20 protein-coding genes are annotated in these 22443 nt (G+C 60.5%); 12 read left to right on the top strand and 8 right to left on the bottom strand.

What is annotated here, in order from left to right:
- Positions 1-31: 31 nt before the first annotated feature.
- From folX to M5G18_RS10020, 4 genes are read right to left on the bottom strand one after another with little or no spacing between them, the layout of a single operon-like run.
- On the bottom strand, positions 32-403 hold the full coding sequence (gene folX, locus M5G18_RS10035) for a dihydroneopterin triphosphate 2'-epimerase (protein ID WP_007957207.1): 372 nt from the start codon (positions 401-403) through the stop codon (positions 32-34).
- A complete protein-coding gene (gene folE / locus M5G18_RS10030) occupies positions 404-964 on the bottom strand; it encodes a GTP cyclohydrolase I FolE (RefSeq protein ID WP_085746944.1) in 561 nt (186 codons plus the stop codon).
- A gap of 22 nt (positions 965-986) precedes the next feature.
- Entirely contained in the window at positions 987-1697 is a 711-nt protein-coding gene (folM, locus tag M5G18_RS10025) for a dihydromonapterin reductase (RefSeq protein ID WP_273899683.1), read from the bottom strand.
- A gap of 56 nt (positions 1698-1753) precedes the next feature.
- Positions 1754-2323 carry an antibiotic biosynthesis monooxygenase gene (locus tag M5G18_RS10020; RefSeq protein WP_273899684.1) on the bottom strand — a complete coding sequence of 190 codons (570 nt, stop codon included), beginning with the start codon at positions 2321-2323 and terminating at the stop codon, positions 1754-1756.
- Between the two features lie 213 nt (positions 2324-2536).
- Between M5G18_RS10020 and M5G18_RS10015 the strand changes: the two genes are divergently transcribed.
- Complete coding sequence (locus M5G18_RS10015) at positions 2537-3496, top strand: MerR family transcriptional regulator (protein WP_273899685.1); 960 nt, start codon at positions 2537-2539, stop codon at positions 3494-3496.
- A gap of 3 nt (positions 3497-3499) precedes the next feature.
- On the opposite strand, the gene M5G18_RS10010 is transcribed toward M5G18_RS10015, so the two are convergent.
- Entirely contained in the window at positions 3500-4105 is a 606-nt protein-coding gene (locus M5G18_RS10010) for a hypothetical protein (protein ID WP_007957217.1), read from the bottom strand.
- A gap of 54 nt (positions 4106-4159) precedes the next feature.
- Complete coding sequence (locus M5G18_RS10005) at positions 4160-4636, bottom strand: PAS domain-containing protein (protein ID WP_273899686.1); 477 nt, start codon at positions 4634-4636, stop codon at positions 4160-4162.
- Positions 4637-4789: 153 nt separating this feature from the next.
- Between M5G18_RS10005 and M5G18_RS10000 the strand changes: the two genes are divergently transcribed.
- Positions 4790-5245: a flavodoxin gene (locus M5G18_RS10000; protein WP_085608096.1), complete on the top strand. Its 456-nt coding sequence runs from the start codon at positions 4790-4792 to the stop codon at positions 5243-5245.
- On the opposite strand, the gene M5G18_RS09995 is transcribed toward M5G18_RS10000, so the two are convergent.
- Complete coding sequence (locus M5G18_RS09995) at positions 5235-6122, bottom strand: LysR family transcriptional regulator (RefSeq protein ID WP_273899687.1); 888 nt, start codon at positions 6120-6122, stop codon at positions 5235-5237. The two genes, M5G18_RS10000 and M5G18_RS09995, sit on opposite strands and share 11 nt — an antisense overlap.
- Positions 6123-6217: 95 nt before the next feature.
- Between M5G18_RS09995 and M5G18_RS09990 the strand changes: the two genes are divergently transcribed.
- The 9 genes from M5G18_RS09990 (at position 6218) to M5G18_RS09950 (ending at position 20189) form a co-directional block, all read left to right on the top strand.
- Complete coding sequence (locus tag M5G18_RS09990) at positions 6218-6604, top strand: CidA/LrgA family protein (protein ID WP_102686881.1); 387 nt, start codon at positions 6218-6220, stop codon at positions 6602-6604.
- Positions 6594-7280, top strand: a complete 687-nt coding sequence (locus tag M5G18_RS09985; protein ID WP_007957226.1) for an LrgB family protein — start codon at positions 6594-6596, stop codon at positions 7278-7280. Before M5G18_RS09990 ends, M5G18_RS09985 begins: the two co-directional genes overlap by 11 nt.
- 133 nt (positions 7281-7413) lie before the next feature.
- Positions 7414-8196: a class II aldolase/adducin family protein gene (locus M5G18_RS09980; RefSeq protein ID WP_273899688.1), complete on the top strand. Its 783-nt coding sequence runs from the start codon at positions 7414-7416 to the stop codon at positions 8194-8196.
- Entirely contained in the window at positions 8196-9098 is a 903-nt protein-coding gene (locus M5G18_RS09975; RefSeq protein WP_273899689.1) for an alpha/beta fold hydrolase, read from the top strand. Before M5G18_RS09980 ends, M5G18_RS09975 begins: the two co-directional genes overlap by 1 nt.
- A 152-nt stretch (positions 9099-9250) precedes the next feature.
- Entirely contained in the window at positions 9251-10162 is a 912-nt protein-coding gene (locus tag M5G18_RS09970) for an SDR family oxidoreductase (protein ID WP_011332507.1), read from the top strand.
- 545 nt (positions 10163-10707) lie between these two features.
- Complete coding sequence (locus M5G18_RS09965; RefSeq protein ID WP_273899690.1) at positions 10708-12501, top strand: DUF1302 domain-containing protein; 1794 nt, start codon at positions 10708-10710, stop codon at positions 12499-12501.
- Between the two features lie 23 nt (positions 12502-12524).
- On the top strand, positions 12525-13892 hold the full coding sequence (locus M5G18_RS09960; protein ID WP_007957243.1) for a DUF1329 domain-containing protein: 1368 nt from the start codon (positions 12525-12527) through the stop codon (positions 13890-13892).
- A gap of 139 nt (positions 13893-14031) precedes the next feature.
- Positions 14032-16578: a helix-turn-helix transcriptional regulator gene (locus tag M5G18_RS09955; protein WP_273899691.1), complete on the top strand. Its 2547-nt coding sequence runs from the start codon at positions 14032-14034 to the stop codon at positions 16576-16578.
- A 161-nt stretch (positions 16579-16739) separates the two neighbouring features.
- On the top strand, positions 16740-20189 hold the full coding sequence (locus M5G18_RS09950) for a dermonecrotic toxin domain-containing protein (RefSeq protein ID WP_273899692.1): 3450 nt from the start codon (positions 16740-16742) through the stop codon (positions 20187-20189).
- A gap of 12 nt (positions 20190-20201) precedes the next feature.
- Here M5G18_RS09950 and M5G18_RS09945 read toward each other — a convergent pair whose 3' ends face one another.
- Positions 20202-20984, bottom strand: a complete 783-nt coding sequence (locus tag M5G18_RS09945; protein ID WP_273899693.1) for an IclR family transcriptional regulator — start codon at positions 20982-20984, stop codon at positions 20202-20204.
- Positions 20985-21147: 163 nt separating this feature from the next.
- On the opposite strand from M5G18_RS09945, the gene hmgA reads away from it, so the two are divergent.
- Entirely contained in the window at positions 21148-22443 is a 1296-nt protein-coding gene (hmgA, locus tag M5G18_RS09940; protein WP_273899694.1) for a homogentisate 1,2-dioxygenase, read from the top strand.

Below are 22443 nucleotides of genomic sequence, written 5' to 3'. Positions count from 1 at the left end.
AAAAGTCTGACGCCCGGAGCGCCAGACACGTTCAGCGGCTGGCCGCGAGGGTAATCGACACTGATTCGGCGAAACGCAACGCATGCGGCTTGTCGACTTCGACTTCGGCGTACAGCACCGATTCGTTGGCCATCACCAGATCCAGCAGCTCCTGGGTCAGGCGTTCGAGCAGCGCGAAACGGTTGCCTTCCACATGGGCGATGATCGCCTTGGTGATGGTGCGGTAGTTCAGCGCGTGGTCGATGTCGTTGTCACGCACCGCTTCCTGCGCTGCGTACAGGATGGTCAGGTTGATCAGCACATCCTGCTTGTTGAGGATTTCGTCCTCGTTGATCCCGATAAAGGTGCGCAGGCGCAGATCCTTGACCCGGATGCGCGCCATTCCCGGTTGAAGTTGTGGCATTTACTTGCTCCGTCCAATCAATTGCAGGAACTCCTGACGGGTGTTGCTCGACTCGCGGAAGGCGCCGAGCATGACCGAGGTGTTCATGGTCGAATTCTGTTTCTCGACACCGCGCATCATCATGCACATGTGTCGGGCTTCGATGACCACCGCGACACCGGCGGCATCGGTGACTTGCCGGACCGCCTCGGCGATCTGGCGGGTGAGGTTTTCCTGGATCTGCAGGCGGCGGGCGAACATGTCCACCAGCCGTGCGATCTTCGACAGCCCCAGCACCTTGCCCGTCGGAATATAAGCCACATGGGCCTTGCCGATGAAGGGCAGCAGGTGATGTTCGCACAACGAATAGAGCTCGATGTCGGCGACGATGATCATCTCGTCGGTGTCGGAGGCAAACAGCGCGCCATTGACGATCTCGTCGACGCTCTGTTCGTAGCCGTGACACAGATACTGCATGGCCTTGGCCGCCCGCACCGGCGTGTCGAGCAGTCCTTCGCGGTCAGGGTTTTCACCGAGACCGATCAGGATCTCGCGGTAATTCTCGGGCAGGGAACGGGTCATGGAGCATCCTCGCGGGGGCGTATTACTTGACGTGCCGCCCGCCGTTGACGGTCAGGGTCGTGCCGGTGACATATGGGTTGTCGAGCAGATAGCGCAGGCTCTGATAAATCACTTCGCTGCCGGGTTCGATGCCCAGCGCGGACTTGGCCAGCGCCTTGGCGCGGTACGCCGCGTCGTCGTCGGGATTGAACAATAGCAGGGCTGGCGCGATGCCGTTGACCTTGATTGACGGTGCATAGCGCGCCGCGAAGGACAGCGTGAGACTGTCGAGCCCGGCCTTGCTGGCACAATAGCCGATGTGTTTGCTGCTGCCCTTGCGGGTGACGTCATCGCTGATGTGGATGATGTCGGCAGGACTCGAACGTTGCAGCAATTGGGCGCAATGCAGGTTGATCAGGTACGGCGCCAGCATGTGAATGTTGAACATCCGGCTGAAGGCTTCGGCTTCGCCGTCGTCTGTTTCCGCCAGCCACTCCGAGGCGTTGTGCACGATGGCGCGCAGGCTGTCGGTGTGGGTCTTCAGTTCGGTGATGAACGCGAGGATCGAAGCTTCGCTGGAAAAGTCCGCGTGCAACCCGATGGCGCCCAGATCCCGTAACGTCTTCACACCCGGCCGTTCACTGCGATAGGTGAAGATCACCCGATGGCCGTCTTCCAGCAGACGCTGCGCACAATGCAGGCCGACCCGCTGGCCGGCGCCGGTGATGAGGATGGGAGCGGGGGGAGAAGTCATGTACGGCTCGCGTCGAAGTCAGAGCAAAAACTATAACAGCGACGCGAGCGACGGCTTCAGCGATTTTGCGTGGAGGGTGTGGCAGGCAGCGGGCGTGCAGGCGCCGGGTTGAGCCAGCCGGCCAGCAGGCGGGTCGACAGTGGAATGAAGAAGTAGACCATCAACGGCGTCAGGCACAGCGTGCTGATGAAGACCTTCGGCAACAGGCTCATTTCAGCGAGCAGCGGGCCCAGCACGAAATTGAACAGCAGCGACACCGGGAAGAACGCCAGCCAGATCGCCACGGCCTGCTTCCAGCGTGGAGGACGCGCGCCGGCTGCACCGAACCAGCCTTCGATCCCGCTGACCCGATGTTCGGTCGGGTGAGCAAACAGATCGCTGCCACGGGCCAGCCATGCGGTGCGCGATGCCGAGTGTTCCCAGGCGTGCAGGGTCTGTTCGTCGACGAAGCGGAAAATGATCTGGAATTCATCGTCGCCGGGAGGCGGGGCCAGTACACCGGAGCCGAGGTAACCGGGGAAGTCGGTGGCCAGTTGTTCGCCTTCGCGCAACCAGGCGATCAGATCCTGATAACGACCATTGGCGACACGACGTGCGACCATCAGCGTGACGGGGGAAGTAGACATTGTGTATCTCCGTATTGCATTTGCGTCGCTCCGGGTAGGAGCTTCGCCTGACGCAGCGCCGGGGTAGAGAGCTGCGTTTTTCGACAAGCAAGGATTATTCCTGATTTTTGTGACAAAACCAGAGACTTTCGTCCCATTTCGTCGCTTGAACCGAGAAGGGGCATCCGGAGTAGAATGGGATCCAACTACGCCAACAAGGACGTGTCCGCCCAAATGCCTGTCATTACAGACGTTCGCCCTGCTTCGCAGGCATCTGATGCGCTGGAGCGCGAAGAACTTTTCCCGATACGAGAAGTGGCGCGCCTGACCGGGGTCAACCCTGTCACGCTGCGCGCATGGGAACGCCGCTATGGTTTGATCCAGCCGACACGCACCGAAAGTGGGCATCGTTTGTATTCGATGACCGATATCGAGCGCGTTCGCAGCATCGTCGACTGGATCGATCGCGGTGTCGCCGTGAGCAAGATCGGCAAGATCCTCGCCAAGACCGAGCCGATGAAGGTGTTGGCCCACTTCATTCCCGATGATCTGGTGCAGGCTGACTACCTCCAGTGGCAGGAACAGGTCCGGCAGGCAGTCAGCTCGTTTGACGATCAGTTGCTCGATCGCGTCTACGGTCAGATTTTCTCTTCCTATGCCTTGCCCGTGGTGTTTCAGGACATCCTGATGCCGCTGTGGCTGCAAATGCTCCAGCGTCAGGATGCGTTCGGGCAGACCAGCGAGTGGCTGTTCTTCGATGGTTTTCTGCGAGCGAAGGTGCTGCAGCGCATCGTCGTACTGCGCGGCTCGCAACCGCGCAAGGTGATCGTCAGCGCGCTGGCCGGTCAATGTCGTGAGCTGGAATTGCTGGTGGCGGCGCTGTTTCTCAGCGGCAATGACGCGGGGGTTCGTGTGCTCACCACTGGTCAGCCGTTCGACGAGTTGACGCTGGTGTGCGAAAAGACCCGGCCCCAGGCGTTGGTGCTGTTTTCCAATCACGCGCCGACCGCAGAGCTGCCGCGACGTCTGAATCGTCTGGCCTTGAGTCTGGATTGTCAGTTGATGTTGGCAGGCGATGCTGCCGATCTGGCGCAGGACAGCCTGGCCGGATCATCGGTTGGCTGTCTGGGCAATGAAGGATCGACCATGCGCCAGCGCATGAATCAGTTCCTCGCAGGAACGCTGGATACCTGAGACTCAGGTGTGCAGGGCAGGGTGGGTCAGACGATGCTGTTGCAGGATGAACTGGCGCAGACGCTCGGTTTCGTCGGCATCGCTCTGGCTTAACTCGTAAGCATAAAAGCCGCTTTCGGTTTCCCGCTCGAACGTCCCGCGCAGGGAAATCCGCTCGTAGCCCGACGGACTGAACCACAAGGCAAAATGCTTCGGCGGTTTGGTCTTGTTGCGCACTTCCAGCAGCACACCCTTGTGCGAAACCTCATGAACCCACAGCGTACCTGGCTGGCCCTTGGCATTTTCCAGTGCCACCGGCTCTTCCAGGGTCAGGCGCCATGGACGCACCATCGGCCCGTCTTCATAGATGCTTGGTACGCCCAGACGCAGGTGCAGGGCGTGGAACTCGTCTTCCACCAGATGCAACGGAAAGGTCATCTGCTGATTTTCGAAGTTGGCCTGGATGGTGACTTGCTCATGGGCCGCCAGACGCGTGAGCAGATCACGGATCTGCGAACCACCATTGACCAGCAGGCTCGACGTCGCATCCCGCACATTGAGTTGCGGGTTGTGTTGCATGGTCTGGATGAAATCCAGCTCATCCTGGGTCAGGAGGGCGTCACGCTGCATGGCTAACTCGAAATGAATAATTACAAAGTCATTGGTGATTGTAGTTAATGACAATTAGTTCGCTGTTTTGTTTGCGCCGTTCGTCGCTTTCAAGGCAGCAATTTCTGCTTCCAGTGCCGCAACCTGAGCTTCCAGTTGCACAACCCGCTGCTGGGCCTTGACCTGAACCGTGACGTCTTTTTGCACGCCGACGAAATAGGTCAAACCGTCGTCGGCATTTTTTACCGTCGACAGGGACAGCTCATTCCAGAACGGCGTGCCGTCCTTGCGGTAGTTACGCAGGATTTCCCGGCATGAGCCACCGTTTTGCAATGCCTCGCGAATCAAGGCGAGACTGGTCTGGTCTCGATCTCCGGCCTGCAGGAAGCGACAGTCCTGATAGAGAATTTCTTCGCGGGTATAGCCGGTCATCTTTTCGAAAGCCGGATTCACGTAGATCAGGATGTTGTCCTGATCGCCTTCCTTTTCTGCCACCACGATCCCGTCGTTCGACGCATTGATCACCATTTGCAGCAGACTGGCGTTGATCATCTATGAAGCCTTACAAGGATTTCGGTGGCAGGCATTCTAGAAGATCGACCGGCGCTGTCTACTGGCCATCAGCGCTTATCGAGAGCCAATCGCAACAGGGCGCCGCTGGCTGTTACTATCGCCGCTCTTTTTTTCAGTTTCAGGATCAGATTGATGAAAGTCGCCATCCTCTCCGGCTCGGTGTACGGCACGGCCGAAGAAGTCGCTCGCCACGCTCAGAGCCTGTTGAACGCCGCCGGTTTTGAAACCTTCTACAACTCCCGCGCCAGCCTTGCCGATCTCCAGGCCTTCGGCCCTGAAGCCTTGCTCGGCGTGACCTCGACCACCGGCATGGGCGAGCTGCCGGACAACCTGCAACCGTTGTATTCGGCCATTCGCGACCAATTGCCGGCGGCCTGGCGTGGTTTGCCGGGCGCCGTGATCGCTTTGGGTGACGCCAGCTACGGCGACACTTTTTGCGGCGGCGGCGAGCAACTGCGCGAGTTGTTCGGCGAACTGGGCGTGCGCGAAGTGCAGGACATGCTGCGCATCGACGCCAGCGAAAGCGTCACCCCGGAAACCGACGCCGAGCCTTGGCTGGAACAGTTGATCGCCACGCTCAAGGGCTGATCCCGCGTTCACGCAACAGCGCCAGCCAGGCCTGCGCAGCCTTCGACAGATAGGCGCCCCGGCGCCAGATGAAGGCGATGTCCCAGCGCAAATAGTCCGGCGCGTTCAGGGTCAGGCGAACCACGCCTGGCCGCACCAGACCGCGCGCCACCACGCTGGGCAGCAACACCACGCCTTGTCCGGCGGCCACCAGCGCCGCGAGAAAATCCGCCTGCCCGCTGCGCCCGCCTTCCTTCGGAGTGAAGCCCATCTGCTGGCACGCCTGAAGCAAGCGATCGTTGAGCACGAAACTGCGCTGATATAAAAGAAACGGTGTATCGGCCAATTCCTCCAGACCAATTTCACCTCTCGCCGTTAGTGGGTGATCCACAGGCAGCAGAGCATCGAGCGGTTCATCGCAGAATGGCTGGAAGTCGAATTGCGGATCTTTCGGCAGAAGACTGCCACCCAATTCCAGCTCCCCACTGAGCACCGCCTGTTCGATATTGCGACTGCCGCCTTCAAGCAACTGCACGCTGATGTTCGGATAACGCCGGCGGTATTCGGCGAACAGCCCGGCAAACAATGCGTCGCTACCGAGCAATGGCAGCCCGAGACGTAACTCGCCGCGTGCCAGATGGCTGAGGTCATCCAGTTCACTGAGCAATTCATTGCGCAACCGCAGCATGCCTTCGGCCCGTTGCAGCACCACGCTGCCGGCGGCGGTCAGGCGTATCTGCGAACCCAGCCGTTCGAGCAGAGGCGTACCGAGGCTCTGTTCGAGCTGGGCGATCTGCTTGCTCACGGCGGACTGACTGATGTGCAAGGTCTTCGCGGCTTGGGTGAAACCGCCCTGATGCATGACTTCGACGAAGCTTCTGAGCTGTTTGAATTCCATGGCCTGATTCCAGATTGGAATGGCTTTGAGTCTAACAATTCGCTTCGGAGATGGCAGTCGGGTTCGTAAAATAGGCAACTGAAAGGAGCCCACCGATGAAAGCCTCGACCGTTAAATACCTCTCCCGCCTGCTGGCCGAACTGGCAGTTCTGCTTGCTCTCTACCTGCTCGGCTGCCAGATCGCAGCGTGGCTGGCCTGGCCGATCCCCGGCGGTGTGATCGGCATGGCGCTGTTGCTGCTGGGTTTTGCGTTCGGCTGGGTCAAACCGGCGGCGTTACAAATGGGCGCTGGGTTATTAATGGCGGAGATGCTGCTGTTCTTCATTCCGGCGCTGATGAGCCTGCTGGATTACGGCGCGTTGCTGCGCGATGACGGCTGGCGGATCTTGTTGGTGATCGCGGCCAGTACGCTGATGGTGATGCTGGTGACCGCATTCACTGTGGAGCTGGCCGTGCGCCTGAGGCGGTCCCATGAAGCTTGAGCTGATGCCGATGTTCTGGCTGGCATTCACGTTGCTGGCCTATCTGTTCAGTCGCTGGCTGTATCGCCGGACCGGGCGCTACGTGCTGTCTCCACTGATTCTGGTCCCCGCATTGCTGCTGGCGCTTGCCGTGCCGCTGCACACTGCTTATGCCGAATATTCGAGCAACACCCATTGGCTGATGCTGGTGCTCGGTCCGGTCACCGTGGCGTTTGCGGTGCCGATCTGGCAACAGCGGCGATTGCTGGTGCGGCATTGGTCGGCGTTGCTGCTGGGCATGCTGGCTGGCAGTGCCGCGTCGATCGCCACTTCGTTCGGCCTCGCTAAAGCACTGGCGCTGGACAGTTCGGTGACGCTGTCGCTGGTGCCGCGCTCGATTACCACGCCGTTTGCCATGCCGCTGGCGCAGGACCTGGGCGGTGTGCCTGAGCTGACAGCGGTGTTCGTCATGTTCACCGGGGTGTTCGGCGCGATGCTCGGCGGTGTGCTGCTCAAGTGGCTGCCGTTGCGCAGCGCCCTGGCGCGCGGTGCATTGTTCGGTGTCGGTGCGCACGGTGCCGGGGTCAGTCGGGCCCATGAGGTGGGCGGTGAAGAAGGCTCGGTCGCGGGCCTGGTAATGGTGCTGACGGGGCTGCTCAATCTGTTCGCCGCGCCTTTGTTGGCGTCGTTGCTTTGACATGGATCCAAGCTGTTTGCGTAGCTGACTCGTTCAGTCATCAAGCTGGCTGCCAATGCAACTACGCGACGGTCCGGGGCTGACTAGACTGCTGACACACGCAAAAAACAATAAGAACGCAGAGGTGCATACAGTGAGCGTAGCCCCCGTCCCTTCGTCCGTGAGTGTCAAAGACCAGGTCAGTGCCGCGGAATGGCAGACCCGGGTCGATCTGGCCGCCTGTTATCGTCTGGTCGCGCTGCATGGCTGGGACGATCTGATCTTCACCCACATTTCCGCCAAAGTGCCCGGCACCGAAGATTTCCTGATCAACCCGTTCGGCCTGATGTTCCATGAGATCACCGCCTCGAGCCTGGTGAAGGTCGACCAGGCCGGCAACAAACTCATGGACAGCCCCTACGAAATCAATCCCGCCGGCTACACCATCCACAGCGCCGTGCACGAAGTGCGGCACGACGTGGCCTGCGTGCTGCACACCCACACCGCCTCCGGTGTCGCGGTATCGGCGCAGAAACAAGGCGTGTTGCCGATCAGTCAGCAATCGCTGTTCGTACTCTCGAGCCTGGCCTTTCACGCCTATGAAGGTGTGGCGCTCAACCATGAAGAGAAAGCGCGGTTGCAGGCGGATCTCGGTGACAACAATTTCCTGATGCTGCACAACCACGGTCTGCTGACCTGTGGCGGCACCATCGCCGACACGTTCCTGATGATGTTCACCTTTCAGCGCGCCTGCGACATTCAGGTCATGGCGCAGACCGGCGGCGCGGAACTGATTGCCATCGAACCGCAGATTCTGGCAGGTGCCAAGGCGATGATCGCCGGCGTCACCAAAAGTGCTCAAGGCATGGGTGGCGCGCTGGCCTGGCCGGCGCTGCTGCGCAAACTCGATAAACAAGACCCGGGGTATAAACTCTAATGCCTCTCGCCGAGATCCCTCTGAGTGCCTGGCGCAAACGCAGCCAGACGTTTGTCTTCCGTGGTCAGCCGATCCGCTACTGGACGGCCGGGCAGGGCGAACCGCTGCTGCTGATCCATGGCTTTCCGACGGCCAGTTGGGACTGGCATTACCTGTGGCAGCCACTGTCCCAGCGCTACCGGGTGATTGCCTGCGACATGCTCGGCTTCGGCGACTCGGCCAAACCCCTGAATCACACCTACAGCCTGCTGGAGCAGGCCGATCTGCAACAGGCCTTGCTCGCGCATTTGCAGGTCGAACAACCGGTGCACATTCTGGCCCACGACTACGGCGACAGTGTTGCCCAGGAACTGCTGGCCCGGCATTACGAAGACCGGATCGAGGTCGCCAGTTGCGTATTCCTCAACGGGGGACTTTTCCCGGAAACCCACCGGCCGCTGCTGACGCAAAAACTGCTGCTCAGCCCCTTGGGCTGGATGATCGGCCGGGCCTTCACTCGCGATGCACTGGTGAAAAGTTTCCACCAGATTTTTGGCCCGGACACCCGGCCCAGCGAAAGCGAGATGGATGATTTCTGGAGCCTGATCGAATGCAATCGCGGGCCGCGAGTCATGCACAAGCTGATTCAATACATTCCCGAACGCCGGGTTCAGCGTGATCGCTGGGTCGCGGCGATGCAGCGCGGTGAGGTGCCGCTGCGGGTGATCGATGGCGAAGTCGATCCGATTTCCGGGGCGCACATGGTCGAGCGCTATCGAGCGCTGATCCCCGACGCCGACACCGTGCTGTTGTCGGGTATCGGTCATTACCCGCAAACCGAAGCGCCGGTGCAGGTGCTCAAGCACTACCTCGAATTTCGCGATCACTTCGTGTTGCCACCACGCAAGGTGGCGTGCTCCTGATTGCGTGTCGCAGGCGCCTGGCGCCTCGGCACGTTTTCATCATCCCCCAGCCTTATCGCGCACCATTCAGCCCCAGCCGTGTTCGTTGTGACCAGACGCGTCGTGCCTGACACTCAGGGACACTGTCCCTCAGGCCTGCTGGAGTTGCCCCGATGAATGAGTCTGTGCGTTTCGAAGATAAAGTCGTGATCGTCACCGGAGCCGGTGGTGGCCTGGGACGCGCTCACGCTTTGCTGTTCGCCAAACAGGGCGCCAAAGTGCTGGTCAACGACCTCGGCGGCTCGACCCAGGGCGAAGGTGCCAACGCGTCGGCCGCCGACCGCGTGGTAGCGGAAATCCGTGAGGCCGGCGGCATCGCCGAAGCCAACCATGATTCGGTCACCGACGGCGACAAACTGGTGCAGAACGCGCTCGATGTGTTCGGCCGCGTCGATGTGGTGGTCAACAACGCCGGGATCCTGCGCGACAAGACCTTCCACAAAATGGAAGACGCCGATTGGGATCTGGTCTACCGCGTCCACGTCGAAGGCGCCTACAAGGTGACCCGTGCCGCATGGCCGCACCTGCGCGAGCAGAACTACGGCCGGGTGATCTTCACCGCGTCGACCTCGGGCATTTACGGCAATTTCGGCCAGTCCAACTACGGCATGGCCAAACTCGGTCTTTACGGCCTGACCCGCACCCTGGCCATCGAAGGTCGCAAGAACAACATCCTGGTCAACGCCATCGCCCCCACCGGCGGCACGCGCATGACCGAAGGCCTCATTCCGCCGCAAGTGTTCGAACAACTCAAACCGGAACTGGTCAGCCCGCTGGTGGTGTACCTGGCCAGCGAACAGTGCCAGGAAACCTCGGGCCTGTTCGAAGTCGGTGGCGGCTGGATGGGCAAGGTGCGCTGGGAGCGCAGCCTGGGTGCCGGGTTCGATCCTCGTGTCGGGTTTTCCCCGGAAGACGTCGCGGCGCACTGGCAGCAGATCTGTGATTTCGAAGGCGCGGCGCATCCGAAGGACAACATCGAGGCGCTGAAGGAAATGATGGGGAATCTGCAGAAGTATTCGCTCTGATCCCCTGGGTTATCCGGCAGGACTTGCCCGAGTCCTGCTTTCCCCTTTGAGTGCTCGCCTCGAGAGCCTCTGCCGCTGACTTCCAGCCAAAACATCGCCCATAAAAAAGGCCGCTGCAAACGCAGCGGCCAAGGTAAGACGTTGGATCAAGGAGCTACAAATCAACGTCAGTGAACACCGGGGCGATGAATCGAAAAAACGCTTCGATCGATCAGAAATCGGTTGCCGACGACTCGGTCGTGGACTTCGTGCTTTCCGGCGGTCTGCCGTGAAAGCCCGCTCAGAATAAGCGCCTGAGGCCAAAGGAAAAATAGCGATTCCGGACATGCACTGTTACGGGGCATGTAACAGTGGCGCGCACCGTGCTCGTCATTATCTGTTGCGTTGATAGTGCTCTATCCAGCCTGTTCATGGCGGGCGCGAAGCCTTGTCGCAGGCGGGGATTCATCCTTTCGAGCGACGGCGTGAATACCTCCTTGGTGCGCTTATCGTTCCCGTGTGGCGGCAGTAGGGTGAGGCCTTCTGTCACTCACCGGGGAAGACGCATGACAAAAACAACAATGCGCGCCATCTTCACGCCGCAGGCGCTCGCCGCAGCGGTGGCCTTGGGTTGCTGTGCCCAGGCGCACGCGGTCGCGTTCAATATCGGGGAAATCGAAGGCACCTTCGATTCGTCTTTGTCGGTCGGTGCGAGCTGGGGCATGCGCGATGCCGACAAGTCGCTGGTGGGCACGGTCAACGGCGGGACCGGCCAGTCTTCCACCGGTGATGACGGGCGTTTGAACTTCAAGAAGGGCGAGACCTTTTCCAAGATCTTCAAAGGCATCCACGACCTCGAACTGAAGTACGGCGACACCGGTGTGTTCGTGCGCGGCAAGTACTGGTACGACTTCGAACTCAAGGACGAAGACCGCGAGTTCAAACAGATCAGTGACAAGGGCCGCAAGGAGGGCGCCAAGTCGTCCGGCGCGCAGATTCTCGATGCGTTCGTCTATCACAACTACTCCATCGCCGATTTGCCGGGCACGGTGCGCGCCGGCAAGCAGGTGGTGAGCTGGGGCGAAAGTACCTTCATCGGCAACTCGATCAACAGCATCAACCCGATCGACGTCTCGGCGTTCCGCCGGCCAGGTGCGGAGATCAAGGAAGGGCTGATTCCGGTGAACATGTTGTTCGCCTCCCAGGGGTTGACCGACCAACTGACGGTCGAAGGCTTCTATCAGCTGGAATGGGATCAGACCGTTCTCGACAACTGCGGCACCTTCTTCGGGGTCGACGTGGCGGCGGACGGTTGCAACAACGGCTACACCGTCGGCAGCCCGGCGATCGCCCCGTTGGCGCCGCTGGCGGCAGCCTTTGGCCAGCCGATCCAGGTGACCCGCGAAGGCGTGATCGTGCCCCGTGGCGGCGACCGCGATGCGCGGGATTCCGGGCAATGGGGCACGGCGTTGCGCTGGCTCGGCGATGACACCGAGTACGGCCTCTACTTCATGAATTACCACAGCCGCACACCGACCGTCGGCACCAGCACTGCCGGCCTGTCGACCCTCGCGGCCCTGCCGGGCATGGTCGGGATCGCCAACCGGCTGGCGCCCGGCAGTGGATCGGGACTGGCGCAAAGCGTGATGCTCGGGCGTGGTCAGTACTACCTCGAATACCCGGAAGACATCCGCCTGTATGGCGCGAGTTTCTCCACCACACTTCCGACCGGCACCGCCTGGACCGGCGAGATCAGCTACCGGCCCAACGCGCCGGTGCAGGTCAATACCAACGACCTGACTCTGGCCTTGCTCAATCCGATTGCCGGCGGTACCGCGTCGCCGCTGGTCACCTCGCCGGGCGCCGACAACAAGGGCTACCGGCGCAAGGAAGTGACGCAGATCCAGAGCACGCTGACGCACTTTTTCGATCAGGTCTGGGGCGCACAGCGTCTGACCCTGGTCGGCGAAGCAGCGGTGGTTCGGGTTGGTGGACTGGAGTCGCGCAGCAAACTGCGTTACGGCCGTGACTCGGTCTACGGCCAGTACGGTTTCGGCGGTGACACCGACGGTTTCGTCACCTCCACCTCCTGGGGCTATCGCGCCCGGGCGATCCTCGACTACGCCAACGTGATCGGCGGGATCAACCTCAAGCCGAACCTGTCCTGGTCCCACGATGTCGCCGGTTATGGCCCCAACGGTCTGTTCAACGAGGGTGCCAAAGCCGTCAGCGTCGGGGTCGATGCCGACTACCGCAACACCTATACCGCGAGCCTGAGTTACACCGACTTTTTCGGCGGTGACTACAACACCCTCGAAGACCGTGACTTCGTGGCCCTGAGCTTCGGTGTGAACTTCTGATCTGCCCGAGAAGGATGAATGCAATGCGCAAGATGATTCTGCAATGCGGTGTCCTGGCCCTGAGCCTGCTGGCCGCCAACGTGATCGCGGCGGTGTCGCCGGACGAAGCCAACAAGCTTGGCACCAGCCTGACGCCGCTGGGCGCCGAGAAGGCCGGCAACGCCGACGGGTCGATTCCGGCCTGGACCGGTGGTATCCCGAAAAACGCCGGTGCGGTCGACAGCAAGGGCTTCCTGGCTGACCCGTTCGCCAGCGAAAAACCGCTGTTCACCATCACCGCCGCCAACGTCGACAAGTACAAGGACAAGCTGTCCGACGGCCAGGTGGCGATGTTCAAACGTTACCCCGAGACCTACAAGATCCCGGTCTACCCGACCCATCGCACCGTGGCCGTGCCGCCGGAAATCTACGAGTCGGCCAAGCGCAGTGCGCTCAACGTCACCACGATCAACGACGGTAACGGTCTGGCCAATTTCACCGGCAATCGCTACTACGCCTTCCCGATTCCCAAGAACGGGGTCGAGGTGTTGTGGAACCACATCACTCGCTATCACGGCGGCAACGTCAAACGGATCATCACTCAGGTGACCCCGCAGACCAACGGCAGCTATACGCCGATCCGCTTCGAAGAAGAGATCGCGGTGCCGCAACTGATGAAGGATCTGGACGCGGACAAAGCCGCCAACGTGCTGACCTTCTTCAAACAGTCGGTGACCGCTCCGGCGCGCCTGGCCGGTAACGTGCTGCTGGTGCACGAGACCCTCGATCAGGTGAAGGAGCCGCGTCTGGCGTGGATCTACAACGCCGGCCAGCGCCGGGTGCGCCGTGCGCCGCAGGTCGCCTATGACGGGCCGGGCACCGCTGCCGACGGCCTGCGCACCTCGGACAACTTCGACATGTTCTCTGGCGCGCCGGACCGCTACGACTGGAAACTGATCGGCAAGAAGGAAATGTACATTCCGTACAACAGCTACAAGCTCGACTCGCCGAGCCTCAAGTACGACGACATCGTCAAGGCCGGGCACATCAACCAGGATCTGACCCGTTATGAGCTGCATCGGGTCTGGGAAGTGGTCGGCACGGTGAAACCGAACGAGCGGCACATCTACGCCAAGCGCCACATGTACATCGACGAGGACAGCTGGCAAGTGGCGCTGGCCGATCACTACGACGGTCGCGGGCAACTGTGGCGAGTGGCCGAGGGACACGCGCAGTACTACTACGATCACCAGGCCCAGGCCTACACCCTCGAAGCGCTCTACGACATCATCGCCGGCCGATACATTGCCCTGGGGATGAAGAACGAAGAGAAGCACAGCTTCGAATTCGGCTTCGAAGCCAAGGCCGCCGACTACACCCCGTCGGCCCTGCGCGCCGAGGGCGTACGGTAAGGGTTTCGATACATTGGCAAGGCAAAAGGCGACCGTACGGTCGCCTTTTTTATGGGCGCCAATCAGCGTACTGAATACTCGTCAACAAGCGCCGGGGAGAGGGCTAGGGTGAGTGTACAACGATAAAAAGGCGTACCCGATGACCGCCATGACCCACGCTCCGGATCGAGCGGATTTTCTCCCGAGACTGTCTTCCCATCACCTTGCGCGTCCGCGCCTTTGTGGGGCTCTGCTTGAGTCTGCGACGCGGGTCAAACTGGTCTGCGCACCCGCCGGCAGCGGCAAGACCGCGCTGCTCACCGAATGCTTGTTGCAGGCGCCCGTCAATTGCACGGTGTGCTGGTTGCCACTGGCAGGCTCGTCCTTGAGCGTTGGCGAATTTTGCGAACGGCTTGCGCACGCCATGGGGCTGACAGTCGCAGACGAGACGTCATTGCTGTATGAACTGGCGCGGCGAACTTCGACAACCTGGGTGCTGATCGATGATTACTGCCGATATCCGGAGCCTGCACTGGATGCTTTTCTCGATCGAATGCTGGCGGTCAGCAGTCCGGCCCTGACGTGGTGGATCGGCACGCGGCGCCGTCCGTCCTGCAACTGGCCCCGCCTGCTGCTCGATGATGCCTTGTACGAATGTGAAGGCGCGGTGTTGGCGCTGACCCGGGACGAAATCGCACAAGTGCTGCGTCATTTGCCTCCCGCCCAGGCCGACAGTGTGGCGGGGCGCATCTTCCAGCGCAGCGGCGGTTGGTGCGCCGGGGTGCGGATGCTGTTGATGCAAAAATGCGACTGGTCGCAAAAGACCTTGCCGCAGCAGCGCATGGACACCTTGCTGGATTACCTGCAACACGAACTGTTCAGTGGTTTGAGTCCGGAGCTGGCCGAGGCCTGGCGGGTGCTGGTGCATCTGCCGCGGTTCAATGCCAGCCTGTGCGATCACCTGTTCGGTGCCGGCGACGGGGCGCAGTGGATGCGCACGCTGCAAACGCTCGGGTGTTTTATCGAACCCTGGCAAGGGTCGCCGGACTGGTTGCAGGTGTGCGCTCCGCTGTCGCGTCTGATGCGCGACGAACCCTGGTCGGCCGGGCGTTCCTGGCATCGCCGCGCCTGTCAGTGGTTTGCTGCCGGACAGCATTGGAAATGCGCCTTCGAACAGGCGTTGCTGGCCGAAGAGTACGAAGTCGCGGTGAGCCTGCTGCAGCACTTCAGCTTCGAGCATTTGTTCGAGGAGCAGACGGTCGTTCTGTTGCTGCGGCTCTACGAACAACGCGGCGAGGAACTGCTACTCGGCTCTGCCCAGTTGGTCGGCCTGATCACGGCAGCGCTGCTGTTCGCCGGACGATTTGCCCAAGCGGCGGATTGTATCGGGCAACTGTCGCGTTTTTTACCACCACCGTCAGCTGGCCAGCAAAGGCAATTGATCGCTCGTTGGCAGGCTCAGCAAGGCTGGCTGCTGCACTTGCAAGGGCACATGGACGAGGCGCGCGAGCATTTCGAGCAAGCCTTGAACGATCTGTCGCCCCAGGCCTGGACTGCACGTCTGCTGTGTCTGTCGGGCCGCACTCAGCAGGCGTTGCTGTGCGGTGATCTGGAACTGGCTCATTCGATCAATCGTGAAGCGTTGTGCCTGGCCCGGGCCGAGGGCTCATTACTGTTCGAGGCTTTGCTGGAGCTTGATCACGCCCAGCTGCTGGAGCAGCGGGGCGCGTCTGCTCGCGCGGAGGCGTTGCTGGCAGATCTTTGCGAAATGCTCGGCTCGTCCGTCGAGCGACCGACGTCGCTGCTGGGACGCATCGCCCTGCGTCGCGGGCGGCTGGCGTTGAGCATGGGGCAGCAGGATCGGGCCGCCGGATTCTTTCAACAAGGGCTCGACGACTGTCTGCGCAGCTTTGACAAGCGCGTGCTCTACGGCTTTCTCGGACAGGCACAACTGGCCGCGGATCAGGGCGATTACCCGCAGGCGTTCATGCGTCTGCGTGATGCCGAGCGGCTCATGCAGCAGCGGCAGATTCCGGACACGGTTTATCGCGGCGTTCTGCTGCAAGTCAGCAGCGAATTCTGGCTGCAACAAGGACGGCCCGAACTGGCTCGCGAGGCGCTGACTCGTGTACTCAGGCACTATCGCGGCCCAGGTGCTCGGCAGGCGCCGCCGGCAACATTGGAGCTGATTCCGCGCATCGAGTGTTTGCTGATTCTGGCCGAGACCCGTTTGGGGCAGACGCAGCAGCCAGTGCTGCGATTGCAGTCTCTGCTCGAGCAGGCTCGGTCTTGCCGGATGATCGTTCTGGAAGCCGAGCTGCTGCTGGCAATGAGCGAGGTGGCATCAATTCTCAGTGATCGGGAATCTGCCCGGCAATATTCCGATAAGGGCCGAATGCTGGTCCGCCAGTTCAACTTGCGGCGCCTGCTCATGAAGTTCGATGACGCCGCTGCGGTTATTGGATCCGAATCATTGTCCGAACAGCAGTTTTCTGAGGGTGGCGAGAGTGAAAGTTCATTAAGTCTGAGAGAGTCGCAAGTGTTGGGGTTGATTGCGGCGGGAAGTTCCAATCAACAAATAGCGGACAAGTTGTTCATCTCGTTGCATACCGTTAAAACTCATGTCCGGCGAATTCATGCAAAGTTGGGCGTCGAACGCCGGACGCATGCCGTGGCGCGCGCGAGAATGCTGGGTTTGTGTTGTTAATTGTCAGTTAATAAGAGTGTCGGTTTTTTTTAAGTTTGACCCTTTAAATTTCTTGCAAAGGATGGTGGGTGTTTTTGTTGGTTTTGCTCCGGTTAAGTTGTTTGCACGGCTCGGGCGATATTTTGTCGTCTGGTTATCGCGTGTAATAACGGAGTTTTATCATGAGTACAGAAAAAAGGTTTTCGGCGGAAAAACATCTGAATGAAATCAATCAGCGCAGGGACGACCTGGAAAGTTTGCTGGGTGCACTACCGTCGTTCAAGTCACTGTTGCAGGATCTGATGTTAAAGGAACTTCAACAGTTATCGCCGGATATCTATATCAGCAAAACGTACATCACCGCCCAACGTCCAGGGATTGTGAATCCGCAACCGACCGGGTTGTTGATGGACGTGTTCATGCAGTGCCTGATGTCCGGCAATGCGCCCGTCTATGACGCCAATCTGTACGGCGTCTACGACTGGCCTGACTCCACGGATGAAGAGGACCGGATACACGGGCTGGATGTGGTCGCCGTCGGTTCGTTGATCGGTAATGTGCTGGGATCGCTGGCGCAGAAGTACACGCCTTTGCTGGCGCAATACTGGGCTGCTTCTTCGGGGAAGGACGACAAGGGGCGTGAGCTGGCTTCGCGCAGTCGTCAGCTGCAGGATGTCCATGCAGCGCTGTTCTGGCAGGAATTGGGCGCGACGGTGCAGATGCAAGGCGTCAGGCCGGAGGTAGAGGAAAGCTATGCCGTTTTCATCAGGGGCACATCCCCGACTCCGGCCTACAGTCTTTCACTGCAACTGGAAAACGGTCGATTCGCAACGCTGGCCGGCTGCTTTGTCACCTACCTCACGGGGCGCTCTATTCCCGAACTGGTTCTGGACGATGACGAATGGGTTGTCCTCTACACCACCGTGAACGGCCTGGAAACGTTCCGCACACCCGCCTTGATGCATCAAACGTTGCAGCAACGCCTGGGCAATGCACAAACCCGGGCACAATTGCTCAGGAGCGTTTCACAGGAAGATGCCGAGCAGCTCGGCAGCGTTCCGGATATCCGTTACCTGAACATTCAAGGCGAAATCTTCCAGACCCTCACCGCCCAGCTTCTTGAAAAACAACAACGCGACGTTGCTTACCCTCTTCGCCGGTTACAGGCGCCGGGCGGGGATCGGCCGGCTCTCGTGCGTTCGGTCGAGAGCGCCCTTCAGCAGCAGGCGGTCATCGACGCTGCCAGGGGGCGGGTCGCCAGACTACTGGCCCTGATGAACCGAAACGCCCGGCCGCAATGGTTGAAGGATGCCACCGCCAACCATCAGGAAGCATTCGCTTCTCTGGAAAAGGAACTGCTCAAGGGGCAGATGGGCCTGCATGAGGCCATGGAAGGGGTATCTTCTTTTCAGGACTACGTGCGCGGTGTCGTCGAAACCCACATCAGCGCGGGTGATACCCGGCGAGTGGACCCTGATACTGTCTGGGTGACAGTGCAACATTCGTTGCGCATGGGGACTCGGCGTATCGAACATGTGGAGCGTAAAACCCTGACCCAGTTGTTCATGTACGGCGTTCATGACACGGCGGCTCCCTACACGATCAAGCTCGAAGCCTTTCACGACAATCCGCGACTGACGGCTTCGAATATCGAACTCGCCATCCGCCAGTTTGATCTGCGTGTGCAATATGCCAATCAGCGCAATCAGCGTTTCGCACAGGCGCGGACCCGCGAAGCCATGCGCGAAGTCCTGGGGCAGGAAATTGCGCTCAGCCACTTCGCCGCCGTCCTGCAAAAACACATCGGCCCACAAGCGCAGAACATGGTGCAGCGGTATCTGTATGGCGACCCGGGAGTCGAAGCGTTTGGCGTTGCCTTTCGTCAACGCTACAAGCCGTTCAAGGACATGATTGCGTTTCGTGCAAGGGGGGCTGCGCCTGACCGTCAATTACATGTGCTGTACGCGCCGGGTGCCCCGACCGGGCAGCAGTGGTACGAATTCTCCGATCTGACGGGGTTGAAGCGCCAGTTCATCTCCTGGGGATTCGAGCCACGTGATCGTGAATTCCTGACCGGTCAGGCTTTCAGCAACGATCGTGCAGCTTTCGTGAAAGACGAGCTCTCTTATGACGAACCGGGCCCTGTGTTTCAGCCATGGTGGTGGGGTGGTGTCACCCTGGTCGAGTGGACTCGGGGGCACGAAGACGGGCCGCTGATGGGGGCCATTCATGAAATCATCGATTGGGAAATTGCCGAGGAACAGGTGGCTACGCCTGTCTGGTACAGGAGTGCGGCGTCGCGGGATCGCGAAATGCTTACCCGACTGACCACGGATTTCAGGGCGATCTACGAACTGTCGAAAGAGGAGCTGAATATCCCCACGCTGGTTTCTTATTCACGAGACCAGGTGATGGAGCGGTTGAACAGTCATCTGCGTCGTTCTGACCCGAACCACCCGTTGATCGATCCTGATCGCGTTGATGTCAAGGTGAAAGGGCAGGACTGGATGACGCTCACCCATCTCTTCATTCAATGGCAGCTTTGGCCTGGTGACGATCAGGTGGCATTCGTCTCCCGGGATGGATCTTCATTGGGAGATCTGAATGCGACGGTCGTCAAATCGTTGATCGGTTTGCGGCCGGGCATGATGTATGAATGGCATCTGGTCGACCGTTTCGCCAACGGCCCTTCGCTGGATCTCAAGGCGAAACTGTTCTGCAAGATCAAGCAGAACGAAATGCTCAGGGCCGCATTGACCCAGAAAATGCAGGGCTCTCTGTCCTCCGAGCAATTCACCTGGCTGGCGGGACTGGTCGACGGGCTCGATCATGACCGTCCTCATGAACTGGATCCGTTCAAGCCGGGCACTACCCCGCAGGACGGTATCTACACGCTGGTTCTTGAAGGGCGACGCATCGAGGGCGCTTATACGTTTGGACGCCGGGTGGCAGGGAAGCTGCAGCTGCTGGTCTATATTCCGAAGGCTCCGGATGGCCTTGGTTTCCGCCCACTCGAGTCCCTGACACTGGGGCTCAAGGACGCCGACCTGGGAAATCACGTCATCGCACTGACCAGGCTCGAACACAGGAGTGTCGTACAGAACTTTGTCAGTCGCTGCCAAAACGCTTCAGGCGCTCTCCCTGCCCCGGCGTTGAACAACAGTTCTGTCGTGACCCATTTCAAGTTCGAATTCGACAGCATGATTTCCCGTGTGCTCAGCGACGTTGACTATCAGACCACCACACCTGCCGAGCGATTCTGGAACACGGTCATGGTGATCACCGAGCTTGCGGTGGATATCGTTTCGCTGTTCGTCCCGCCGGTGGGATTGGTGAGCAGCATCGTGCGCATCACACGGTCGATCGTCCAGGGCATCGTTGCCTACAGCCTGGGGGATGACGAAGCCGGCAAGAACCATCTCGCCTCGGCCTGGAGAAGCTCCATTCTCCTGTATGTGGGGATTGTGGCAGGCGTTGGCGGGTCTGTTTCGGCGGTGGGGCTGCTGACGCGAGTCAAGGATATTTCCGAAATCGTATCGACCGCGACCGGGGTGCCGGTGGGCATTGGTTATGTCACCGCCGTCGCTTCTCCCTATGTGATCGCGGACAGTAAAACCCGAATCATCGGCTGACCCCTTGCTTCGTCAATCTGGCTGATAACCCATCCGCCAGCTCACGGCCCGCGTCGCAGCCAATAACCGCTGCGCCGCCGGGCCGTTTTCGTCGGCGTGGAACAGCGAGGTCGGGCCGACGATGGTCAACACCGCAGCGACCTGCCCGAGGGCGTTGAACACCGGTGCCGACAGGGCATCGACGCCGGGCATCAGCAACCCGTGGACATGATGCAGACCGCGTTCGCGGATCTGTTCGCACAACGCCGCATAGGCCTTTTCGTCTGCCAGCGGATGGCCGCCGCTGGCGATTTCCTGTTCGCGCAATTCGTCGCTTTCCCGATGCGGCAGGTAGGCGCCGAAGACCAGGCCGGTGGAGGAACTGAGCAGCGGCAATACCGAGCCCAGTTGCGTCACTACCGTCACCGCGCGCACCGCCGGTTCGATGTGCACCACGGTCGCGCCCTGATTACCCCACACCGCCAGGAAACAGGTTTCGTTGAGTTCGTCGCGCAACTCGGCCAGCGGCAGGGCGGCGACTTTCAGCACGTCCATACTGTTGAGTGCGGCCAGGCCCACGCGCAGCGCTTCACGGCCGAGACCGTAGTGGTTGGTGGCGGTGTTCTGTTCGGCGAAACCGCTGGCAATCAAGGCCTGCAGATAACGGTGAACCTTGCTCGCCGGCATCTGCACATGTTCGGCCAGACGCGACAGCGAAGTGGACGGCGACAACTCGGCCAGGGCCTTGAGGATGTCGGTGCCGACTTCGGCGGAGCGGACTTTCTGTTTGCCGTTGCTGTCGCTGGTTTTTTCCATGGTGCTGCCGTGTCCCGGAACGAATGGCCGTCTTTATAGCTTGACGCTGGATAGCGGGCAAATTACGTTATGCGTAATTGAATTACGATAAAAATAACCCCGGCGTGCCAAGACCTCTGATCCAGAGCGTCCGGCCATGCCGACTCCCTGTTCAGGAGGCTCCATGAACCTCGATTCAGCCCTGGCTTACCAGTCCGGTTTCGGCAACGAATTCAGCTCCGAAGCGTTGCCCGGCGCACTGCCCGTCGGCCAGAACTCCCCGCAGAAAGCCCCGTACGGTCTGTACACCGAACTGTTCTCCGGCACCGCGTTCACCATGACCCGCAGCGAAGCGCGGCGCACCTGGATGTACCGGATCCAGCCGTCGGCCAATCACCCGGCATTCGTCAAACTGGAGCGGCAACTGGCGGGCGGCCCGTTGGGCGAAGTCACCCCGAATCGCCTGCGCTGGAACCCGCTGGAGATCCCGGCCGAACCGACTGATTTTATCGACGGCCTGGTAAGCATGGCCGCCAACTCCGCGGCCGAAAAACCGGCCGGCATCAGCATCTACCACTATTGCACCAACCGTTCGATGGAACGGGTGTTCTTCAACGCCGACGGCGAGCTGCTGCTGGTGCCGCAACTGGGGCGCCTGCGGATCGCCACCGAACTGGGTGTTCTGGACGTGGCGCCGCTGGAAATCGCCGTGTTGCCACGGGGCCTGAAATTCCGCGTTGAACTGCTCGACCCGCAGGCTCGCGGCTATGTCGCCGAGAATCATGGCGCGCCGCTGCGCCTGCCGGATCTGGGGCCGATCGGCAGCAACGGTCTGGCCAATCCGCGGGACTTCCTGACCCCGGTCGCCGCCTACGAAAACCTGCAACAACCGACCACCCTGGTGCAGAAATTCCTCGGCCAGTTGTGGGGCACCGAACTCAATCACTCGCCGCTGAACGTGGTCGCCTGGCACGGCAACAACGTGCCGTACAAATATGACCTGCGCCGCTTCAACACCATCGGCACCGTCAGTTTCGATCACCCGGACCCGTCGATCTTCACCGTGCTGACCTCGCCGACCAGCGTCCACGGTCTGGCCAACCTCGACTTCGTGATCTTCCCGCCGCGCTGGATGGTGGCCGAGAACACCTTCCGTCCGCCGTGGTTCCACCGCAACCTGATGAACGAATTCATGGGCCTGATCCAGGGCGAGTACGACGCCAAGGCCGAAGGCTTCCTGCCCGGCGGCGCGTCCCTGCACAGCTGCATGAGCGCCCACGGCCCGGACGGCGAGACCTGCACCAAAGCCATCAACGCGGACCTCAAACCGGCGAAGATCGACAACACCATGGCCTTCATGTTCGAGACCAGTCAGGTGCTGCGCCCAAGCCGCTTTGCCCTCGACTGCCCGCAACTGCAATCCACTTACGACGCCTGCTGGGCCACGCTGCCCGCCACGTTCGACCCGACCCGGAGATAA

This window comes from Pseudomonas aphyarum (genome assembly GCF_028657055.1).
In the GTDB taxonomy this organism is placed as follows: Bacteria; Pseudomonadota; Gammaproteobacteria; order Pseudomonadales; family Pseudomonadaceae; genus Aquipseudomonas; species Aquipseudomonas aphyarum.
The sequence above is the reverse complement of the archived record's forward strand: the minus strand, read 5'-3'. Positions and strand labels throughout refer to the sequence as shown.

Excerpts from the sequence above, each read along its gene's own strand:
- M5G18_RS09990 (WP_102686881.1), top strand. The coding sequence starts at position 6,218 with ATGAAAGCCTCGACCGTTAAATACCTCTCCCGCCTGCTGGCCGAACTG.
- folX (WP_007957207.1), bottom strand. The coding sequence starts at position 403 with ATGCCACAACTTCAACCGGGAATGGCGCGCATCCGGGTCAAGGATCTG.
- folM (WP_273899683.1), bottom strand. The coding sequence starts at position 1,697 with ATGACTTCTCCCCCCGCTCCCATCCTCATCACCGGCGCCGGCCAGCGG.
- M5G18_RS10010 (WP_007957217.1), bottom strand. The coding sequence starts at position 4,105 with ATGCAGCGTGACGCCCTCCTGACCCAGGATGAGCTGGATTTCATCCAG.
- M5G18_RS10015 (WP_273899685.1), top strand. The coding sequence starts at position 2,537 with ATGCCTGTCATTACAGACGTTCGCCCTGCTTCGCAGGCATCTGATGCG.
- M5G18_RS09950 (WP_273899692.1), top strand. The coding sequence starts at position 16,740 with ATGAGTACAGAAAAAAGGTTTTCGGCGGAAAAACATCTGAATGAAATC.
- M5G18_RS09960 (WP_007957243.1), top strand. The coding sequence starts at position 12,525 with ATGCGCAAGATGATTCTGCAATGCGGTGTCCTGGCCCTGAGCCTGCTG.
- folE (WP_085746944.1), bottom strand. The coding sequence starts at position 964 with ATGACCCGTTCCCTGCCCGAGAATTACCGCGAGATCCTGATCGGTCTC.
- M5G18_RS09970 (WP_011332507.1), top strand. The coding sequence starts at position 9,251 with ATGAATGAGTCTGTGCGTTTCGAAGATAAAGTCGTGATCGTCACCGGA.
- M5G18_RS10000 (WP_085608096.1), top strand. The coding sequence starts at position 4,790 with ATGAAAGTCGCCATCCTCTCCGGCTCGGTGTACGGCACGGCCGAAGAA.
- M5G18_RS09965 (WP_273899690.1), top strand. The coding sequence starts at position 10,708 with ATGACAAAAACAACAATGCGCGCCATCTTCACGCCGCAGGCGCTCGCC.
- M5G18_RS09975 (WP_273899689.1), top strand. The coding sequence starts at position 8,196 with ATGCCTCTCGCCGAGATCCCTCTGAGTGCCTGGCGCAAACGCAGCCAG.
- M5G18_RS09955 (WP_273899691.1), top strand. The coding sequence starts at position 14,032 with ATGACCGCCATGACCCACGCTCCGGATCGAGCGGATTTTCTCCCGAGA.
- M5G18_RS10020 (WP_273899684.1), bottom strand. The coding sequence starts at position 2,323 with ATGTCTACTTCCCCCGTCACGCTGATGGTCGCACGTCGTGTCGCCAAT.
- hmgA (WP_273899694.1), top strand. The coding sequence starts at position 21,148 with ATGAACCTCGATTCAGCCCTGGCTTACCAGTCCGGTTTCGGCAACGAA.
- M5G18_RS09945 (WP_273899693.1), bottom strand. The coding sequence starts at position 20,984 with ATGGAAAAAACCAGCGACAGCAACGGCAAACAGAAAGTCCGCTCCGCC.
- M5G18_RS09995 (WP_273899687.1), bottom strand. The coding sequence starts at position 6,122 with ATGGAATTCAAACAGCTCAGAAGCTTCGTCGAAGTCATGCATCAGGGC.
- M5G18_RS09985 (WP_007957226.1), top strand. The coding sequence starts at position 6,594 with ATGAAGCTTGAGCTGATGCCGATGTTCTGGCTGGCATTCACGTTGCTG.
- M5G18_RS10005 (WP_273899686.1), bottom strand. The coding sequence starts at position 4,636 with ATGATCAACGCCAGTCTGCTGCAAATGGTGATCAATGCGTCGAACGAC.